Here is a 17365-nt window from a genome sequence, read left to right on the forward strand (position 1 = left end):
CAGCAGGACGAGGATCTTCAGGTTGCGCCAATTCTTGCCCGCAACGATCTCGCGCGCCGCGGCGAGCCAGACGATCAGAAGAAACGAAATATCCGCGACGGCAGCGTATCCCCACCCTGTCCACGCGGAACTCGTCACAGCCACGCGCCCGAGCAACCATAGCAAGACCAGCACCAGCAGCGGGAGCCCCTGAATGGGAAGACGCCCGGTCCAGTTGGGAATGGTGGTCAGCAGAAATCCCGTGATCACCGCCGCGAGGTAGCCGTAGAGCATTTCGTGAATGTGCCAATCCCGGGCCGCGAAGGCCGTCGGCAGCGTGACGTCCCCGAAATAGATCGGCACCCACACCAGAATGGCGAGTCCCGCATAGAGCGAGCCCAGCAGAAAGAACGGACGGAATCCATACGACAGAAGGGCGGGACCGTCATAGTCGCGCAGGCGAGGGATAGGGGCCATGCTCGGTATCCTTGCGCCAGAATTCCATCGAAACGAAACATGCGTCGGCGCGACCTGAGCCGCGCCGACGCTATCCTGCAATACTTACTTTATTTGGCGGCGGTTTTCTGTGTTTCCATCGTCTCGAAGAGGGTTGCAAATGCCTGCTTCGCCTTGCCGGGATGCGTCGCCGCCTTGGCTTGGTCGGTGTTGGTCGGCTCGCCGACGACGATCATGCCGACCATTCCCATTCCATAGTGAGGCTTGCAACGATAGCCGTAGACGCCTGCCTTATCGACTGTGATCGTGATGTCCTCGTTCATCTTTCCAACGAAGGCCTGCGCACCTTCGGGAAGCATCGCTGGAACGCTCTCGACATTGTGCCCCTTGTCGGAAGCCAGGAACTTGATGGTATCGCCGGGCTCGGCCTTCACGAAGGCTGGTTCGAACACCATCACGCCGCCGGCACCTTTGTTGAGCATCTTGACTTCGATCTCGGCGGCGCTGGCCGCTCCTGCGAGAGCGAGGACTGCTGCGAATGCTCCCAGGGCAATGATCTTGCGCATGATGTATCTCCTTATTGCGAATGCCTGAATGAGCCCGAAAGCTCGTGGCAGTGTCATAGGAGCCCTTGGATGCGGCCTGTTTGTTGCAGCGCAAACAAGTTTTCAGTTCCGAGGTTGCAGAGCGACTAAGGCAGCGCCTGTTTGCACTGGAGCAAATCCGCAGGCCGCCGGAATGTCTACAAACTCCCTATCCGATGACGGACCATACCGATCCGCCAGACGGTCCCACAAAGGTGAGTGTGATGAAAACTCTGATGACCTCGGGACGTCGGCCGCTTCTCGCGACCGCTGCTGCCCTTGCCCTTGGTACGGCGGTCCTGCTTCCGGTCGATCTGGCGGCGCGCGACAAGGTCGCGGCGGCCTCGACCGGCCATGTCCATTCCCAGGCGACGGACGGGATCCCCGGCGCGCCGATCGATATCGCCCGTGATCCGACCGACCTTCCCGGCCCCATCGAAGCGCGTGGCCCGCGGCGGATCAAGGTGAATCTCGATACCGTCGAGGTGACGGGCCGGCTCGCCGACGGCGCGACCTATCATTACTGGACGTTCAACAAGAAAGTGCCGGGCCCCTTCATCCGGGTAAAGGTCGGCGACACCGTGGAAGTGAGCCTCAAGAACCACGACGACAACATGTTGATGCACAATGTCGATTTCCATGCGGTCACCGGTCCGGGCGGCGGCGCGAAGGCGACGGAGGCGGCGCCGGGCGAGAGCCGCGGCTTTGAATTCAAGGCGCTCAATCCCGGCCTCTACGTCTATCATTGCGCAACCCCGATGGTCGCGCAGCACATCGCCAACGGCATGTACGGCCTGATCCTGGTCGAGCCGGAAGGCGGCCTGCCGAAGGTCGACCGCGAGTTCTACGTGATGCAGGGCGAGCTCTACACGGAGAAGCCGATCGGCACCCAGGGGCACCTGGAGGAGAGCTACGACAAGCTCGTCAACGAGCGTCCGGAATTCTTCGTGTTCAATGGCACCACCGACAGCCTGAAGAAGGCTCCCCTGAAAGCGAAGGTCGGAGAGAACGTGCGCGTGTATTTCGGCGTCGGCGGACCGAACTTCACCTCGTCGTTTCACGTCATCGGGGAGATTTTCGACAATGTCTATCCCATGGGCTCGCTGACGAGTCAGCCGCTCAACGACGTCCAGACCGTCACGACTCCTCCGGGTGGCGCCATCGTGGTGGATCTGAAGCTCGACGTGCCGGGCAACTATATCCTGGTCGATCATGCGTTGAGCCGCGTCGAGAAGGGGCTTGCGGGCGTCCTCGCGGTCGAGGGCCCGGATAATCCCGAAATCTTCAAGGACTTCGACCCGAAGCGCTCGGCGAGCGCCCTCGGTCACTAGGTTTCGGACACGACCCTGAGGAGAGCCCGGCATGACCGGGCTTTTCTTGTCCGGATCGCCCTCGGGCGCGATGCGAGAAGGCGCATTCACACCCCGCCCCCATCCATGTAGAAGGAGGGCGGGAGTTCACGTAATGTCTCATGTCGACCGGTCTTTGATCACCAACCTTCCGTTGTTCGCCGGCTTGTCGCCGGAGGACCTCGACGACATGCTGCGCGAGGCCCAATCAATCCGCTACACGAAAGGATCGAGCGTCTTTCAGCAGGACGAGGACGCTCATTCGTTCTTCGTTCTCCTGCACGGGCATCTCCGGGTCATGAAGCTCACGCCGGACGGCCAGCAGGTGGTCGTTCGCTTCGTCGTGCCCGGCGAAATGTTCGGGATCGCCATGGCGATGGGACGCACGACCTACCCGGCCACCGCGCTCGCGGTCGTCGACAGCATCGCGCTCGTCTGGCCGTCGGCGATCTGGCCACGGCTGGTGGCAAAACACCCGAACCTCGCGGTCAATACGCTCCAAACGGTCGGAAGCCGGTTGCAGGACGCCCATACGCGGGTGGTCGAGATGTCCACCGAACAGGTGGAAAGGCGTGTGGCCCACGCCCTGCTGCGCCTTGCCCAACAGGCTGGGCGCAAGGTCGAAGAAGGCATTCAGATCGATTTTCCCATCTCGCGGCAGGACGTCGCCGAGATGACGGGCACCACCCTTCACACGGTCAGCCGCATCCTGAGCGCGTGGGAAGAGCAGGGTTTCGTGGAAGGCGGCCGGCAGAGGATCATGATCCGTGAGCCGCACAAGCTTCTCCTCATCGCCGAAGGCGCGCAGAACTAGGCCGTGGCAGCGGCCCTCGATGCGGCATTGAACCCTCGGGACGATCCCCTATGATCATATTCAGCGAGTCAGCAGGAGAATTGTGATGCGCGTTGCCCTCATTGCCTCCCTCATCGTCGCCGCCGGAACGGGATATGCCCACGCTCAGGATGCGGCCGCGGGAGAGAAAACCTTCGCCCAGTGCAGGGCCTGCCACCAAATCGGCGAGACCGCCAAGAACGCCGTAGGACCCGTGTTGAATGGTCTTTTCGGTCGCCCGGCCGGCACTGTGGAAGGCTACAATTATTCACCGGCCAACAAGAATTCCGGCATCACGTGGGACGAGGCGGTCTTTGCCGAATACATCAAGGACCCCAAGGCCAAGATCCCCGGCACCAAGATGATCTATGCGGGCATCAAGGATGAAAAACGCGTCACTGACCTCATCGCATTCCTGAAGCAATACGACGCGACCGGCAAGAAGATGTGAATGACGGAAACGCCTGTCCATCGCGAACTGACACTGATCCAAAGCTCGGCGCTTCCGTTCGGGTCCGAAACCTGAAAGGAAGCGCGGCGAGCACGGCCATGTGACGGACACAAGTCTGCTCGCCCGATGCGAACAGGACGAGGGAAGTCCGGTGCCGCACATCTCCTCAAGCGCCATCCTGCGGATCGATTACGAACGCGGCACCCGTATCTTGCGCGTCACGTTCCGCGAAACGGGAAGCTATGTATATTTCGACTTTCCTCGCGCGCTCTACGAGGAATTTCTCGATGCGCCGTCGAAAGGCGAGTTCTTCAACGAACGCATTCGCGACCGATACGCGGCGGAGAAACGGGATTGACGTTTACAGCGTCAGCGCGACGCCGGCGGAGCCGGTTCCCCGAGCGAGAGCATCAGCCGGTTGGCCCAGTTGAAAAAGGCCGAACCATTGATCACGTCCACGATCTCGCGGTCATCGAGGCCCGCCTCCCGCAACGCGTCTATCTCATCCTCGCCGAATGCGACGGGAGTCTTCGTCAAGGCAACCGACGCCGCAACGATTGCATCCCAGCGCTCGTCGATCTGCGCACCGATGCCCTCGTCGAGAAGCCGCTGGACCTCGTCGTGCCGCTTTGAGAACTGCGTCGCGAAGCGCGCGTGAACCGACGCGCAAAAAATGCAGCCATTGTAGCGAGAGGTGGCAGCCGCCGACAATTCGCGCTCGGCGCGCGGCAGGCCGGATTTCGTGTTGTAGAAAATATCCTTGTCGGTCTTGGTCCTGAACTGAAGAATGTCCGGATCCCGCGCCAGCAGCATGAAATAGTCCGATTTCGACCGCGACGCATCGACCAGGCCGGCCCAATGACGGTCGGTCAGTTGTTCGGCGGGAAACGGTTCGAGCCAAGGCAGCCAACCGAGATCGTCCTGGGTGAAAGTCGCCGGCTCCACGTTGTCCGGATGCGCGATGGTGGTCGTCATGATGATGCTTGATCCTTGCGTCGGGGCGGTGCGGCGGCGGGACTAGAGAGAGCCGCCCGAAGCCAGTGCGGCCGCCAGCGACGAGACATCCGCCTCGCGGAGGGCAACGTTCTTCGCCAATGCGCGAAGCCCGGCGATCACGCGGATCTGGAACGCGAGAAACGACACCAGCTGCGACAGGGTCACGATGCCGTCTGTCGACCATCCTGCATCGAGCAGGCGCTGCAGCGCGGCGGGGCTTGCGTCGCGTGGATGAAACACCAGCAGATGCGCGTGTTCGAACGCGCCGGCGAGCCGGGGTCCGAGAACTTTGTGCGCGCCATCCGACGTCCGGTAGGTTGCACCGGCGCTGTCCTCGGAACTCAACGGTCCGGTAGGGAACCTGCCATAGGGCCCCTCGCCTGTTCCGAGCGCGATCTCGTCATCGATGGCTGCGAGATAATCTGTCCCGGCAAGTGGACGCAGATGCGCGGCGTAAAAGCGCGAGACTTCCTGCTGGCGATGGAGACCTGCGACGAATGTTGCGACCGCAAAGCGTTCTTCCAACGTGATGTCGCGCGGGTCGTCCGGCTCGAAGAGCGCGCCGTAGCTCTTTTGCGCGTTGTCCCGCGCTTCCGGACGCAAGGAGCGCACCGCGTCCAGGTGTGAGCCCGGTGCGATGCCCACGAGTTCGTCGATAATGTCGCGTCTCTGCGTCGTCATGGCCTTTTCGATTCCCGTCGTTTTTCCGGCGTGGTCGGCAGCCGTCGCGGGACGTCTTCGCCACGCCGAACGCTTCCGGTCCGTCGGATTTTTCGTGACGCATTCTCGCGGATTGGTCGCGGCGAAACAACCGGAACGTTCTTTTTTTCGAACGCCCCGTTCGGRCATAATCTTCCTCCGATCGTCAGTCGCGGAGAACTCCCTCCCGAATGCAAGCAAGCGCGGCGCCAGACAAGCCGCGCATGTCGAATCGCCGATCTTTTTAAAGATCGATGCGGCGCTCACCCGCGGCCCCGGTGACCGGTCGGAACAGGTCGCGCAAGCGTGGAGATAGCGCGATCCGGTTTCTCCCGTCGCGCTTGGGGACGTTCACGTCGATGGGACGGGACAGTGTCCTGAAAATATTTCGCAAGCTGTAAGTTGTTACCTGATCGTTGGGATGGATCTGATGGATCGCCTCCCTTCCTGGCCGAAGATTCTCCTTGATTGGCGCGTTTGATGATCGTCGACGCGCAGGAGACGATGCATGAGAGCGATGAGAGCGGCATTGATCCTGTTGCCCATCGTCTCGGCGCCGGAAGCCTTGGCCCAAGGCCGGCCGGCCTCGCCGGCGATGAGCTGTCTCGCGGCGAACCGATATGTGAGCGCCGCGGGCGCGCTCGTGCTGAGCACCGGAACCTACACCTATGACCGCTTCGTCAGCAGCGGGAGGTTTTGCGCGGCGGGGGAAACCATCGAGCCGGCTTGGGTGCCGACCGCCGATATCGAACAATGTTTCGTCGGATATCGCTGTCGCGGATTGGCGCAGCGCCAGTCGAGCCGGTGATGGCCTTGGCGTTGCGCTCTACAATGTGAAACGCCCGCGCCGTGGCTCATCAGAGGCCTCGGCCGGGCGTTCCGAGCGATACGCAACCTGCTCATCCACATCACATCGTAAAATCTCGGTTCACGAAATGGGCGAGACTACGTTTTCCCCCGTAGACGGGCGCACTAATCCGAAATTGCCGAACAGCCGCGCTTGTTGGCCCGCCTAGATGTGGATCGCGTGGCCGAGCGCCCCGAGCGCCGCCTCGAAAAACGCCTCCCCTTGTGTCGGGTGCGCGTGAATCGTGCCGGCGATGTCCTCCAGCCGCGCGCCCATTTCGAGTGCCAGGCTGAAAGCCGAGGAAAGCTCGGCTATTCCGGCGCCCACGCCCTGGATGCCGAGCAGCAGATGGTTATCGGCACGCGCCACCACGCGGATGAGGCCTGCCTCATTGCCCAATGTCATGGCGCGGCCATTGGCCTGGAACGGAAAATGTCCGATCGTGACTTCGACGCCGCCGGCGCGCGCCTCCTCGGGCGACAGGCCCACCGTGACGATTTCAGGATCGGTAAAGCACACGGCGGGGATGCCGGTCTTGTCCCAGGCGCGCTTCCGACCGCCGACGATCTCCGCCACCATCTCCCCCTGCGCCATGGCGCGGTGAGCCAGCATCGGCTCACCCGTCACATCGCCGATGGCGAAAATTCCGCGCATCGAAGTGCGGCACTGGTCGTCGATCTGGATGAAGGGCCCATCCATCGTGAGGTCGATGTCTTCGAGCCCCCACCCGGCCGTGAGCGGCCGGCGGCCCACGGTCACGAGGATCTTGTCGGCGGGAAGTATGACTTCGTTCCCATCCACTGTTTCGATAGCGAGACCGTCGCGCTTGAGCGCTTTTGCCTTAGCGCTCGTGAGGACCTCGACGCCAAGCTCGCGAAGACGCTTCGAGACCGGGCGGGTCAACTCGGAATCATATTGCGGAAGGATACGGGACTGCGCCTCGACGACCGTCACGTCGGCGCCGAGCTTGGCGAAAGCGGTACCGAGTTCGAGCCCGATATAGCCACCCCCCACCACGACGAGTTTGCCCGGAACCTCCGCGAGCGCGAGCGCACCCGTGGACGAGATGACCCGCTCGCCGAACGGGAGAAACGGCAACGTCACGGCCTCCGAGCCGGTTGCGATCACCACTTGTTCGGCGCGCACGACCTGCACCCCGAGTTCGGTCGCGACTTCAACCGTCTTGCCGTCGCGAAAGGTTGCCCAACCGACGAGCGCCTTGACGCCCGCCTTCTTGAGGAGGTGCGTGACGCCGTTATTGAGACGACCGACGATGCCGTCCTTCCACGCGATGGTCCGGCCGAAGTCGAGGACGGGGTTCTGCGCGGCGATTCCGAACGGGTTGCTGCCCTGCGCCATGTGCCGAACGGCCTCGAATTCGTCAGCCGCGTGGATCAGCGCCTTGGAGGGGATGCAGCCGACATTGAGGCACGTTCCGCCGGCCTTCTTCGCCTCGACGATCACCGTATCGATGCCGAGCTGGCCCGCGCGGATCGCGCAGGTATATCCGCCCGGCCCGGCGCCGATCACCAGAAGCTTGCAGGAAATCTCTTTCATGGGATCAGCTTTCGATGAACATCATGGCGGGCGTCTCGATCAGCGCCTTGATGCGTTGGATGAACACGGCCGCATCCCACCCGTCGATGACCCGGTGATCGAAGCTCGACGAGAGGTTCATCATCTTGCGCGGGATGAACGTCGAGCCGTCCCAGATCGGGCGCACCATCATCTTGTTGACGCCGACGATCGCCACCTCGGGATGATTGATGATGGGTGTCGTCACGATGCCRCCCATGGCGCCGAGCGACGTGATGGTGATGGTCGAGCCGCTGAGTTCCTCGCGGGTCGCGGTGCCGGCCTTCGCGGCCTCCGCGAGGCGGCCCAGTTCGCCGCCGATCCCCCAGAGATCGAGCGCCTCCGCGTGCCTGACCACCGGCACCATCAGGCCCGTGGGGGTTTGCGCCGCGATGCCGATATGCACGCCCGCATGCTGATGGATGATACCCGCCTCGTCATCGAAATGCGCATTGAGATTGGGCTGTTCCTCGATGGCGCGAACCATCGCGCGCATCAGGAACGGCAGGAACGACAGCTTGGGTTGATCCTGTCGCTTGTCCTTGTTGAGCGCGGCGCGAAGATCCTCGACCGCGGTGACGTCGACCTCCTCCACGTAGGTGATGTGGGGAACCCGTGCATTGGCGAGGGTCATCCGCTCGGCGATCCGGCGGCGCAATCCCACGACCTTGATGTCCTCGACGGAGGTGCGCGCCTGCCGGACAGGCGCTCGCGCGCTTGCCGGACCCTTTGCAAACACCGCGTCGATATCCTCATGGGTGATGCGGCCCGCAGGGCCCGTGCCCGCGACCTGACGCAGGTCGATGCCGGCCTCCCGCGCGCGCAGACGCACCGCCGGCGCGGCCAGGGGCTTCTCGCCCTCGGGGCGAAGCGCGGCACCGGTCGACGCGCGGGGCGGGAGCGGCTTGGGGGGAGCGGCACGTTCGGCGGTTCGCGCCGGTGCTGGAGCCGGTGGCGGAGGAGCGGCGGCGGGAGGAGTTGCGGGCGCAGGCGCAGCTTTGGGTTCGGAGGTTGGAGCGGCGGCCTCACCCTCCCCCGCCACGTCGAGGCGCACGAGGTTGGAGCCCACCGCGACCACGTCGCCGACTTCCGCGCCGAGCCACAGCACCTTGCCTTCGACGGGCGACGGAATTTCGACCGTGGCCTTGTCGGTCATCACCGCGCCGAGGATCGCGTCCTCGCGCACGAGATCGCCGACCTTCACGTGCCATTCGACGAGCTCGGCCTCGGCGACGCCTTCGCCCACGTCGGGGAGTCTGATTACATGCTCGGCCACATCAGGACTCCATCGCTTTCAGCAGCGCCTGACCGACGCGGGCAGGACCCGGGAAGTAATCCCATTCCTGCGCGTGCGGATAAGGCGTATCCCAACCCGCCACGCGGGTGACGGGTGCTTCGAGGTGATAAAAACAGGTTTCCTGCACCAGCGCTGAAAGCTCCCCGCCGAAGCCGGATGTGAGCGTCGCCTCGTGCACGATCACGCATCGGCCGGTCTTGCGCACCGAGGCTTCGATGGTCTCGAGGTCGAGGGGAACGAGCGAGCGCAGATCGATGATCTCGGCATCGATGCCGGTCTCAGCCGCCGCGGCCTCCGCGACGTACACCATCGTGCCATAGGCCAGCACGGTCACGGCCGATCCGGCGCGTCGGATCGCGGCCTTGCCCAGCGGGATCGTGTAATGGCCGTCCGCCACCTCGCCGAGTTCGTGCTTCGACCAAGGCGTCACCGGGCGCTCGTGGTGGCCGTCGAAGGGTCCGTTATAGAGGCGCTTGGGTTCGAGGAAGATGACCGGATCGGGGTCCTCGATAGCGGAGATCAAGAGACCTTTCGCGTCGCTGGGATTGGACGGCATCACGGTTTTCAGGCCGGCCACRTGGGTAAACAGCGCCTCGGGGCTCTGGCTGTGCGTCTGGCCGCCGAAGATGCCGCCGCCGGTCGGCATCCGCACCACGAGCGGACAAGTGAATTGCCCGTTCGAGCGATAGCGCATGCGCGCCGCCTCGGAGACGATCTGGTCATAGGCCGGATACATGTAGTCGGCGAACTGGATTTCGATGCAGGGCCGCAAACCATAAGCCGCCATCCCCACGGCGGAGCCGACGATGCCGAGTTCGCTGATCGGCGCGTCGAAACAGCGGCTCTTGCCGTATTTCGCCTGCAGCCCTTGCGTGGCGCGAAACACACCGCCGAAGAAACCCACATCCTCGCCGAACACCACGACGTTGTCGTCGCGCTCCATCATCACGTCCATCGCATCGCGGATGGCTTCGATCATTGTCTTGCGGGGCATCGTCAGACTCCCGCCTGCTGGCGCTGCCGGCGCAGATGCGGCGGCATCTCGGCATAGACGCCCTCGAACATGTCGCGCGCCGACGGCCTGCCGCCCGCATGAAGGGTGCCGTATTTCTCGGCTTCCTTCTGGGCGCCGATCACGGTGTCGAGAACTTCGGCCTCGGCCTGCTTGTGGCGCTCCTCGGACCACACGCCACGCAAGATCAGGTGGTTCTTGAGGCGGATGATCGGGTCGCCCAGAGGCCACGCATCGGACTCGGTCTTGGGACGGTAGGCGGAGGGATCGTCCGAACTCGAATGCGCGCCGACGCGGTAGGTCACGTATTCGATGACCGTGGCACCGAGATTGCGCCTTGCGCGTTCCGCCGCCCATTGGGCCACCGCATGCACCGCGAGAAAATCGTTGCCGTCGACGCGCAAAGCCGGAAGCCCGAAGCCGAGACCGCGCGCCGCGAAGGTGCCCGACCCGCCGCGCGCGATGCCCTGGAAGGTCGAGATCGCCCATTGATTGTTGACGATATTGAGGACGACCGGCGCCTTGTAGGTGGAGGCGAAGACGAGCGCCGCGTGAAAATCGGATTCGGCCGTCGAGCCGTCGCCGATCCACGCGGCGGCGATCTTGGTGTCGTTCTTGATCGCCGAGGCCATCGCCCAGCCGACGGCCTGGATGTACTGCGTCGCCAGGTTGCCGGAGATCGAGAAGAAGCCGTGATCCTTTGCCGAATAGAGCACCGGTAATTGCCGGCCCTTCAGCGGATCGCGCTCGTTGGAATAGATCTGGCACATCATGTCGACGAGCGGATAGGCCGACGCGATGAGCAGCCCGGCTTGGCGATAGGTGGGAAAGTTCATGTCGCCCGGCAGGAGCGCGCGTTGGAACGCGCAACTCACGCCCTCCTCGCCCATATGCTGCATGTAGAACGAAGTCTTGCCCTGGCGTTGTGCCATCTGCATGCGCGCATCGAAGGCCCGAAGGGTCATCATATCGCGAAGACCCTTCAGCAATTCCTCGTCGGTCAGGCTGCCGGCCCACGGACCCACCGCCTCCCCGTCCCGGTTGAGGACCCGGATGATCGAATAGGCGAGCTTGCGCATGGTGGCCGGATCGGCGTCCACCTCGGGCCGGTCCACCGACCCCGCTTCCGGAATGGGAACGTTCGAAAAGTCCGGATGGCCGCCCGGCCGCACGGCGGGTTCGGGAACATGGAGCGCCAAGGGGGGATAATCGGTCATCGCGTCGTGGTCTCCCATTCGTTCGAGCCCGTAGAGACGGCAGTCGCCGGGGCGGCCGCGCGCGTTCCAGCCCTTGAGCATCTAGGTCAACGCTCAAGCTGGTCGAGCGCATAATGCATCAGCAAGGCTGACCTATCTACCAATATTTCCGGGAGACAAAATGCAACCTGTTGGAAGTTTGATCACGACGGCGGCGTCATGGCCACCAGCACCTCCCCGACCGTGACCTCAAGCTCCCCCTCGATAAGGTCGGCCAAACTTCCCTTGACCCAGGCAATGGCCTTCTCATTGGCCGCCAGGGCCGTGGCCTTGTCCTCGAAGAGGGTGACGGAGCCACCCGCCCCGTCGCCGGCATCGAAAACATAATAACCACGGAAGCCCGGAGAGCCCTTCAACATCTGGCCAATGCCGCTTTCCGCGCGGCGGGCAGCCTCCGCCACCGACCGCATCTTCCGGAATTTTCGAATCACGACATACATGGCCGACCCTCCTTGCAGGAATCCTCACAGGCGTTTCAGATCGAGAACCCCGCGCTCGCCGATCCAGACCTTCGCCAAGCGCGCCTCGGCGTCCTGCTGGGCCGCCTTGTCGCCCCGGGTCTTGGCCACTTCCATGAGGCCGAAAAGCGCCCAGCCGCTGTTGGGTGAGCGCTTCAGCGCCGCCTGGAAAGCCTGGTCGGCCTCATCGGTCCGCCCTGCCAGCAGCAGCGCCGCGCCGAGCGATTGCCGGACAGGGTAATACCAGTAGGGCGGCTCCATATAGATGAGGGATTCCTGCAATTCGGCTGCGCGCTGGAAGAACGGGATGGCCGCCGCGGGATCGCCTCTTGCCATCGCCATGCGGCCGGCCAGGACTTCTTTGGCAATGGTCAGAACCTCCGGGCCGGGAATGCCCGCCGCAGCGGCTTTTGCGAGATCCTCGGCGCCCGCGAGGGATTCCATGGCGGCTATTTCGGCCGGCACTTCGGCCGCCCGTCCGCGCTCCAGCAGGGCGAGGCCGCGCGCGTAATGGCGCATGATCTTCACATAAGTGGGTGCGTTGTCCTGGACCGCCAGCGCGAGCACCTCATCGGGCTGGCCGAACATGGCGCTGGCCCAGAAGGGCGCCGCCATGTCGGGCTGCACCATCGGCACAGCATTCGCCGCCTCGGGGCTGACGATCGTCCGCAGCTTCGCGGCCGCCGCCATGGCGGTCTTCGAATCCCCCGCGAGTTGCGCCGCGGCGAGAAGGAAGTGGACGTTGTGAGGATAATAGGCGAGCGGATACGGCCCCGTCGGCTTGACCGCGCCGATATAACTCTCATCGACCGCGACCGCCGCCTTGTTGGCATCCAGCGCGTCGAGATAGCGGCCTACCCGGTAATAGATGTGGCTGGGCATGTGCACGATATGGCCGGCGCCCGGGATCAGGGCCGCGAGCCTGTCCGCGCCGGCCTGGGCGCGCTCCGGCTTGTCGGAGGCTTCGACCGCGTGGATGTAGAGATGGATCGCACCGGGATGCTCGGGGTTCCGCGCCATCGCGCGCTCGAGTTCCGCGACGATCTCGTTGGCATATCCCTTCGCCCGCTTGCCGCCATCCTCCCAGTAATCCCAGGGCTGCGTGTCCATCATCGCCTCGGCGTGCATCACGGCGAACTCGACATCGTCGGGAAAGCGTTTCGCCACCTCACCCAGGGCTTCCGCCCAGGCCTTGTCGAGGGCTATCCGATCGGCGTTGGGATCGTCCGCATAGCGCTTGGTGAGGGCGGCGATCAGCGCCTGCTCCTTGTCGTTGGCATTGCCCGCGAGCGCCTGGGCCTGCTTCAGCGCCGCGAGCGCCGGAGCATTAGCCGCCGGGTCCATCGGCACGTTGATGTTGGGTCCAAGGACCCAGGCCTCCGCCCAGAAGCACATGGCACAGGTCGGGTCGAGCCGTTGCGCCTGACGGAAAGCCCGTCGGGCCTCGCCGTGATTGAACCCATAGGCGAGGCGAAGACCTTGATCGAAAAACGCCTGTGCGTCCGGGCTCGGTGTCGTCACCTTCCAGGCATGCCGCCCGAGATTGTCGAAGAGCGGCGGCGTCGCCTCGTCGTAGGCGCTGGGCGCTGCCGCGGGAGGGGCCTGAAGGCCGTGATGGAACGGCGCCACCTCCGTTTTCGGCGCGTCCTGCCCGGGCGCCGGCCCGGCAACGACGCAGGCCGCTCCCACCACCGCGGCACCGATGACGATTTTGCTGAACGCGTTCACTCCATACGCCGCACGAGGGACCATGTTAACCTCCCCGGTAGTCGGAATGCGCGCGAAGTCTACGCCTCATTGAGGCCGAGGAAAAGCAGCGCGGGCAAGCAGGGCAAGCATTCGTCGGCCAGACCGTCAACGAAAACTTCATCAAGAGCCCCGACACTGCCCGCCGTGGAAGCCTTGGCGGAGTGGGGTGAGCCTGGCGGCGATGCCACGCGCCTCCCACCCGCGGAGAGCATTAGGACACCATGATCCCGCCCGACCCGTTGGACCGTTTGCCGGTCGAAGTCGTCTCGACGTCATTCGATCTGCTCCAGATCGTCCTCGGCATCGCCATCCTGGTCGTCGTCGTGTTCATCCACGGCGCCGGCATCCGCCGGATCTCGCGTTACTTTTCGGGCCGGTGGGTGCACGTCACGACAGAGACGCCCCATTGGCGGGTCAATCTGCTGTTCGGCGTGGTGGTCGCGCAACTCGTCATCGTCCACCTGATCGAGGTGGTGGTCTGGGCGCTGCCGATCTACTGGCTGAACCTCATCCCCAATCTCTCGTCGGCGGCGTTCTTCGCGGCCGAAACCTACACCACACTCGGTGAGGGCGTCGTGCGGCTGCCGCCGAGTTGGCGCCAACTGGGCCCGATCATCGCGGTCTCGGGCCTTTTCACCTTCGGCTGGACATCGAGCGTGCTGGTCTATGTCATGACCCAGTTCGGCACGCTGGACACCCATCATGCGGAGAAGAAAAAGGCCGCGGATGCCGGAGACGCGGCGTAGGTCGCCCTGCTTCAGAAAACGTCCCGCAACCTCAGGCCGAACGACCACGCCTTCTGCTTGAAGACGGTCGCTGCCGGATTGGCCAGCATCTCGGGCGCGCCGCCGGCGCGGTTCGCGTTCGGGCTGATCACGCCAACGGTCACTTCGCCGTCCGTGTAGTAGCGATCGCCGCCGCCATTGCGCCCGTCGAGCGTCGGCCCCACCCCCGAGACCTGATAGGTCGACACCAGCATCCCGGCTTTCGAAAGGTCGTGGATCACGAGATCCCGGTCCGCATCCACGTCCGGGGCGATGTGGTGTGTGATCTCTCCCGTGTCGCGGCTCAACCCGACGCCCACGTCGAAACTCGCGGATCCGAGCCAGACCGGCCGTCCCTCGGCGCCTTTCTCGAGCACGCGCCAGAAGCGGACATGGTGGCGCCGATCGGCGCTGTTTCCGACCGGCATCTCGAACGCAAGGTCCTGCTTTCGCCCCTCGAACAGGAGCGTGCTGACCGGTGCCGCTACGTAAGGCCGGTCCAGAACGACGCTCGCGCCGATCTCGATGCTGCTGCGCAAGGTAATGGCGTCTGCCGGATGCCACCCGGCGGCCGCGAAAGCGCGGATCACCTCTTCCTTCGTTCCCACCAGCCCGACATTGATGGGATCGCCGGGAATGTCCTGCGTCGTGCGCGTCACCATGGGACGCGCCGCGAGCTGCGGCTGGTGCTCATAATGCAGCCACAGCCGGGGCAGGAGCAGATAGGCCGTCGCGAGATAGAGCGCGACCAAGACGAGCAAGATCGCCAACGTCCGATGCCAGAAGGTGCGGCGCCTGATCGTTGTCATGGCACGCGGTAGATCCGGCGTGGTCCGGCGATGCCGCGCAATTCGAATTCACCCATGCCCTCAGTCATCCGGCTGCACCTTTTTGCAAATTCTTCCGACACGACGAGATTGACGCCGAGCCGGTCGCAGAGCGCCTCCATCCGGCTCGCCTCGTTGACGGCGCGTCCGATAACGGTGAAATCGAGCCGGCGCGCGGCGCCGACATTGCCGTAGACGACGTCGCCGAAATGCAGCACCACATCGACGTCGAGGGGCGGCTCGCCGCTTCCAACCCGCCTTCGATTGACCGCCGCATTGGCGGCGATCGCCTCCTCGGCGGCGGCCAGCGCTTCTTCGCAGACCGGGCAAGGCCGCGCCTGCGGATCGCTGACGGGGAAGACCGCCAGCAGGCCGTCGCCCATGAATTTCAAGATCTCGCCACCGCGTTTCGTCACCGCGTTGCCGATGGCTTCGAAATGCTCGTTGAGCCAGCCTACCACCCGCAGCGGGTCCTCGCGTTCCGTGAGATGCGTGAACCCTTTCAGATCCGCATTGAGAAGGGCGGCCGAGATGCGCTCGCCCTCTCCGCGGCGGATTTCGCCGGCAAGAACGCGCCGTCCCGTCTGCGGCCCGAGATAGACGCCGAGCGCGTCGGCCGCTATGTGCGCGATGCTGATCCGATAGGCGGCGAGCGCCAGGGCCGGAACGAGACAATTGATGAGCCGGCATTGATCGTCGCTGAACCCGCCCCGTCGATCGGTTGCAACGGAAAGGGCGACGCCGGCAAGCGCAACCGACCCGCCGCTGAACGGAACAAGCCGCAACAGGTAATCGGTCGCGCCCTCGGATTGCATGTCGCGCAGGAGAGCGAAGCGGTCGATACCCTCCCCGTCCTCGAGACGGAAGCGCGCCATGTCCCTGTTGCGCGATTGCAGATCGAATATCACGCTGCGCTGGAAGTTTTCCGCCTGATCCTCGCCATGAGGCACGCGCTCCGTCGCGACCCCTTTGCCGCGCCACCAGATATACGCCACCGCGCGGGCGCTCGGATCGATGGTGGGCAGGGAAATGCTGGCGCGCAGAAGTGGAAACTGCGCCTCGACCAGCCGTTCGCTCAATCCGGTGAGCAGCGCATCGAGATCGTCATGCGCGGTCGCGAATTGCAGAACCCAATCGATGAGATCGTTTCCGGCGGCCCCGGCCATCCTCAGCCCTTCCATCGGATTGCATCAGCGGTTCATACCGCAGGGGACCGGAACCCGCCAGAGCAGAGGCTGGAACCGGCTAGTCGGGAACCGGCACGCGCGGCACCACGTTAACCCGGCACTCTTAACGCCCCGCCGTGGCGGCGCGCCGAATTTCGGCGATTTTCACAGGAGACTGAACACCATGACACATTCAGATGCACCGGGCGTCATGACTGGCGATCCCCTGATCGAGAGCGATCGCGTCGAGGGAACCAGTGTCTACGGGCCCGATGGAAACCATATCGGATCGATCAAGCGTCTGATGATCGAGAAGATGACCGGCAAAGTCACCTATGTGGTCATGTCGTTCGGCGGGTTCCTCGGGATCGGCGAGGAAGAGCACACCATTCCGTGGAATAAGCTCGATTACGACACCTCGCTCGGCGGTTATCGCACCGACATCACCGAAGAACAGCTCCGCGGCGCGCCGACCTTCTACCGCGAGGACGATTACCGCTGGTCGGATCGCAACCGCGAGCGCGAGCTCCACGATTACTGGAAAACCCCGTATTATTGGGGGATCTGACCCCTTCTTCCAGGGACGGCGGCCTCCGCCGTCCCATTCCCCGAATGGGACGCACGCGCTTAAAAATTACGGCAAAACATTGTCGAGGCGCGAGTGCTGTTCTATCTGGTAAGGCAGGTCAGGGGGGATGACATGCGTCTTATCATTGCAATCGGGGCGATCGGACTGGCACTGGCCGGCTGCCAGACCACGGAACAATCCATGATGAGTGCCGAAAGCGTTTGCCTTCAGGCCGGATTGAGGCCGGGCACGAGCGCCTATGGCCGCTGCATCAATGCCAGTTATCAGCAGAACGTCGCCAATTCCAATGCCGCCGCGAACGCCGTGGCCGTCGGCGCGGCCGCCGGCTTGATCGGCGGCGCCGTCATTGCTGCCAATTCGAGGCCTTATTACGGTGGCTATTATCGCCCCTACGGGTATTACAGGGGTGGCTATTGCAACCGTTGGGGCTGTTACTAGGCGCCACGGAGAACCATTGTCCACGGCTGCGCGTCCATCTC

Annotated in this window: 20 protein-coding genes; 8 read left to right on the top strand and 12 right to left on the bottom strand. The window is 63.9% G+C overall.

What is annotated here, in order from left to right; translation table 11 throughout:
* Both AC1DVM_RS05190 and AC1DVM_RS05195 read right to left on the bottom strand, forming a co-directional pair.
* Positions 1-456 (bottom strand): NnrS family protein (locus tag AC1DVM_RS05190; RefSeq protein WP_477252600.1); only part of this gene is annotated, 456 nt, incomplete at its 3' end.
* A gap of 89 nt (positions 457-545) precedes the next feature.
* Complete coding sequence (locus AC1DVM_RS05195; protein WP_477252602.1) at positions 546-1001, bottom strand: pseudoazurin; 456 nt, start codon at positions 999-1001, stop codon at positions 546-548.
* A 242-nt stretch (positions 1002-1243) separates the two neighbouring features.
* Here AC1DVM_RS05195 and nirK point away from each other — a divergent pair, with 242 nt between their 5' ends.
* The 4 genes from nirK to AC1DVM_RS05215 all read left to right on the top strand — a co-directional run bounded on the left by nirK (position 1244) and on the right by AC1DVM_RS05215 (position 4009).
* Positions 1244-2350 carry a copper-containing nitrite reductase gene (nirK, locus tag AC1DVM_RS05200; RefSeq protein ID WP_477252603.1) on the top strand — a complete coding sequence of 369 codons (1107 nt, stop codon included), beginning with the start codon at positions 1244-1246 and terminating at the stop codon, positions 2348-2350.
* Positions 2351-2483: 133 nt separating this feature from the next.
* Positions 2484-3182, top strand: coding sequence for a Crp/Fnr family transcriptional regulator (locus tag AC1DVM_RS05205; RefSeq protein ID WP_477252605.1), 699 nt, complete (start codon positions 2484-2486; stop codon positions 3180-3182).
* Positions 3183-3267: 85 nt separating this feature from the next.
* Complete coding sequence (locus AC1DVM_RS05210; RefSeq protein ID WP_477252606.1) at positions 3268-3651, top strand: c-type cytochrome; 384 nt, start codon at positions 3268-3270, stop codon at positions 3649-3651.
* 100 nt (positions 3652-3751) lie between these two features.
* Entirely contained in the window at positions 3752-4009 is a 258-nt protein-coding gene (locus AC1DVM_RS05215) for a KTSC domain-containing protein (protein ID WP_477252607.1), read from the top strand.
* Positions 4010-4020: 11 nt separating this feature from the next.
* On the opposite strand, the gene AC1DVM_RS05220 is transcribed toward AC1DVM_RS05215, so the two are convergent.
* Both AC1DVM_RS05220 and AC1DVM_RS05225 read right to left on the bottom strand, forming a co-directional pair.
* Entirely contained in the window at positions 4021-4626 is a 606-nt protein-coding gene (locus AC1DVM_RS05220) for an alkylhydroperoxidase domain protein (protein WP_477252608.1), read from the bottom strand.
* Positions 4627-4668: 42 nt separating this feature from the next.
* Entirely contained in the window at positions 4669-5328 is a 660-nt protein-coding gene (locus AC1DVM_RS05225) for a CMD domain protein (RefSeq protein ID WP_477252609.1), read from the bottom strand.
* 526 nt (positions 5329-5854) lie between these two features.
* On the opposite strand from AC1DVM_RS05225, the gene AC1DVM_RS05230 reads away from it, so the two are divergent.
* Positions 5855-6154 (top strand): hypothetical protein, encoded by a 300-nt coding sequence (locus AC1DVM_RS05230; RefSeq protein ID WP_477252611.1) that lies wholly within the window; start codon positions 5855-5857, stop codon positions 6152-6154.
* Between the two features lie 204 nt (positions 6155-6358).
* On the opposite strand, the gene lpdA is transcribed toward AC1DVM_RS05230, so the two are convergent.
* The 6 genes from lpdA to AC1DVM_RS05260 form a co-directional block, all read right to left on the bottom strand.
* Positions 6359-7750 carry a dihydrolipoyl dehydrogenase gene (gene lpdA / locus AC1DVM_RS05235; RefSeq protein WP_477252613.1) on the bottom strand — a complete coding sequence of 464 codons (1392 nt, stop codon included), beginning with the start codon at positions 7748-7750 and terminating at the stop codon, positions 6359-6361.
* Between the two features lie 4 nt (positions 7751-7754).
* Positions 7755-9044, bottom strand: coding sequence for a dihydrolipoamide acetyltransferase family protein (locus AC1DVM_RS05240; protein ID WP_477252615.1), 1290 nt, complete (start codon positions 9042-9044; stop codon positions 7755-7757).
* A 1-nt stretch (position 9045) separates the two neighbouring features.
* A complete protein-coding gene (locus AC1DVM_RS05245; protein WP_477252616.1) occupies positions 9046-10059 on the bottom strand; it encodes an alpha-ketoacid dehydrogenase subunit beta in 1014 nt (337 codons plus the stop codon).
* 2 nt (positions 10060-10061) lie between these two features.
* Positions 10062-11294, bottom strand: a complete 1233-nt coding sequence (locus AC1DVM_RS05250; RefSeq protein WP_477252617.1) for a thiamine pyrophosphate-dependent enzyme — start codon at positions 11292-11294, stop codon at positions 10062-10064.
* Positions 11295-11476: 182 nt separating this feature from the next.
* On the bottom strand, positions 11477-11773 hold the full coding sequence (locus tag AC1DVM_RS05255) for a hypothetical protein (protein WP_477252618.1): 297 nt from the start codon (positions 11771-11773) through the stop codon (positions 11477-11479).
* Between the two features lie 24 nt (positions 11774-11797).
* A complete protein-coding gene (locus tag AC1DVM_RS05260) occupies positions 11798-13543 on the bottom strand; it encodes a hypothetical protein (protein ID WP_477252619.1) in 1746 nt (581 codons plus the stop codon).
* Positions 13544-13761: 218 nt separating this feature from the next.
* Here AC1DVM_RS05260 and AC1DVM_RS05265 point away from each other — a divergent pair, with 218 nt between their 5' ends.
* Positions 13762-14286, top strand: coding sequence for an ion channel (locus tag AC1DVM_RS05265; protein ID WP_477252621.1), 525 nt, complete (start codon positions 13762-13764; stop codon positions 14284-14286).
* Between the two features lie 11 nt (positions 14287-14297).
* On the opposite strand, the gene AC1DVM_RS05270 is transcribed toward AC1DVM_RS05265, so the two are convergent.
* Together AC1DVM_RS05270 and AC1DVM_RS05275 are read right to left on the bottom strand one after the other, a co-directional pair.
* A complete protein-coding gene (locus AC1DVM_RS05270) occupies positions 14298-15113 on the bottom strand; it encodes an LssY C-terminal domain-containing protein (RefSeq protein ID WP_477252623.1) in 816 nt (271 codons plus the stop codon).
* Positions 15110-16297: an adenylate/guanylate cyclase domain-containing protein gene (locus AC1DVM_RS05275; protein WP_477252624.1), complete on the bottom strand. Its 1188-nt coding sequence runs from the start codon at positions 16295-16297 to the stop codon at positions 15110-15112. The genes AC1DVM_RS05270 and AC1DVM_RS05275 overlap by 4 nt, the downstream gene beginning before the upstream one ends.
* Before the next feature lie 184 nt (positions 16298-16481).
* Between AC1DVM_RS05275 and AC1DVM_RS05280 the strand changes: the two genes are divergently transcribed.
* A complete protein-coding gene (locus AC1DVM_RS05280) occupies positions 16482-16865 on the top strand; it encodes a PRC-barrel domain-containing protein (RefSeq protein ID WP_477252626.1) in 384 nt (127 codons plus the stop codon).
* Positions 16866-16997: 132 nt separating this feature from the next.
* Positions 16998-17324: a hypothetical protein gene (locus AC1DVM_RS05285; RefSeq protein WP_477252628.1), complete on the top strand. Its 327-nt coding sequence runs from the start codon at positions 16998-17000 to the stop codon at positions 17322-17324.
* The last annotated feature ends 41 nt before the right edge of the window (positions 17325-17365 follow it).

It is taken from the genome of Microvirga sp. P4_A5, assembly GCF_056402495.1.

Bases quoted from the DNA above. Each gene is read 5' to 3' on its own strand.
- AC1DVM_RS05210 (WP_477252606.1), top strand. From the start codon at position 3,268: ATGCGCGTTGCCCTCATTGCCTCCCTCATCGTCGCCGCCGGAACGGGA.
- AC1DVM_RS05205 (WP_477252605.1), top strand. From the start codon at position 2,484: ATGTCTCATGTCGACCGGTCTTTGATCACCAACCTTCCGTTGTTCGCC.
- AC1DVM_RS05285 (WP_477252628.1), top strand. From the start codon at position 16,998: ATGCGTCTTATCATTGCAATCGGGGCGATCGGACTGGCACTGGCCGGC.
- AC1DVM_RS05280 (WP_477252626.1), top strand. From the start codon at position 16,482: ATGACACATTCAGATGCACCGGGCGTCATGACTGGCGATCCCCTGATC.
- lpdA (WP_477252613.1), bottom strand. From the start codon at position 7,750: ATGAAAGAGATTTCCTGCAAGCTTCTGGTGATCGGCGCCGGGCCGGGC.
- AC1DVM_RS05275 (WP_477252624.1), bottom strand. From the start codon at position 16,297: ATGGCCGGGGCCGCCGGAAACGATCTCATCGATTGGGTTCTGCAATTC.
- AC1DVM_RS05255 (WP_477252618.1), bottom strand. From the start codon at position 11,773: ATGTATGTCGTGATTCGAAAATTCCGGAAGATGCGGTCGGTGGCGGAG.
- AC1DVM_RS05260 (WP_477252619.1), bottom strand. From the start codon at position 13,543: ATGGTCCCTCGTGCGGCGTATGGAGTGAACGCGTTCAGCAAAATCGTC.
- AC1DVM_RS05230 (WP_477252611.1), top strand. From the start codon at position 5,855: ATGAGAGCGATGAGAGCGGCATTGATCCTGTTGCCCATCGTCTCGGCG.
- AC1DVM_RS05195 (WP_477252602.1), bottom strand. From the start codon at position 1,001: ATGCGCAAGATCATTGCCCTGGGAGCATTCGCAGCAGTCCTCGCTCTC.
- AC1DVM_RS05225 (WP_477252609.1), bottom strand. From the start codon at position 5,328: ATGACGACGCAGAGACGCGACATTATCGACGAACTCGTGGGCATCGCA.
- nirK (WP_477252603.1), top strand. From the start codon at position 1,244: ATGAAAACTCTGATGACCTCGGGACGTCGGCCGCTTCTCGCGACCGCT.
- AC1DVM_RS05250 (WP_477252617.1), bottom strand. From the start codon at position 11,294: ATGACCGATTATCCCCCCTTGGCGCTCCATGTTCCCGAACCCGCCGTG.
- AC1DVM_RS05265 (WP_477252621.1), top strand. From the start codon at position 13,762: ATGATCCCGCCCGACCCGTTGGACCGTTTGCCGGTCGAAGTCGTCTCG.
- AC1DVM_RS05270 (WP_477252623.1), bottom strand. From the start codon at position 15,113: ATGACAACGATCAGGCGCCGCACCTTCTGGCATCGGACGTTGGCGATC.
- AC1DVM_RS05220 (WP_477252608.1), bottom strand. From the start codon at position 4,626: ATGACGACCACCATCGCGCATCCGGACAACGTGGAGCCGGCGACTTTC.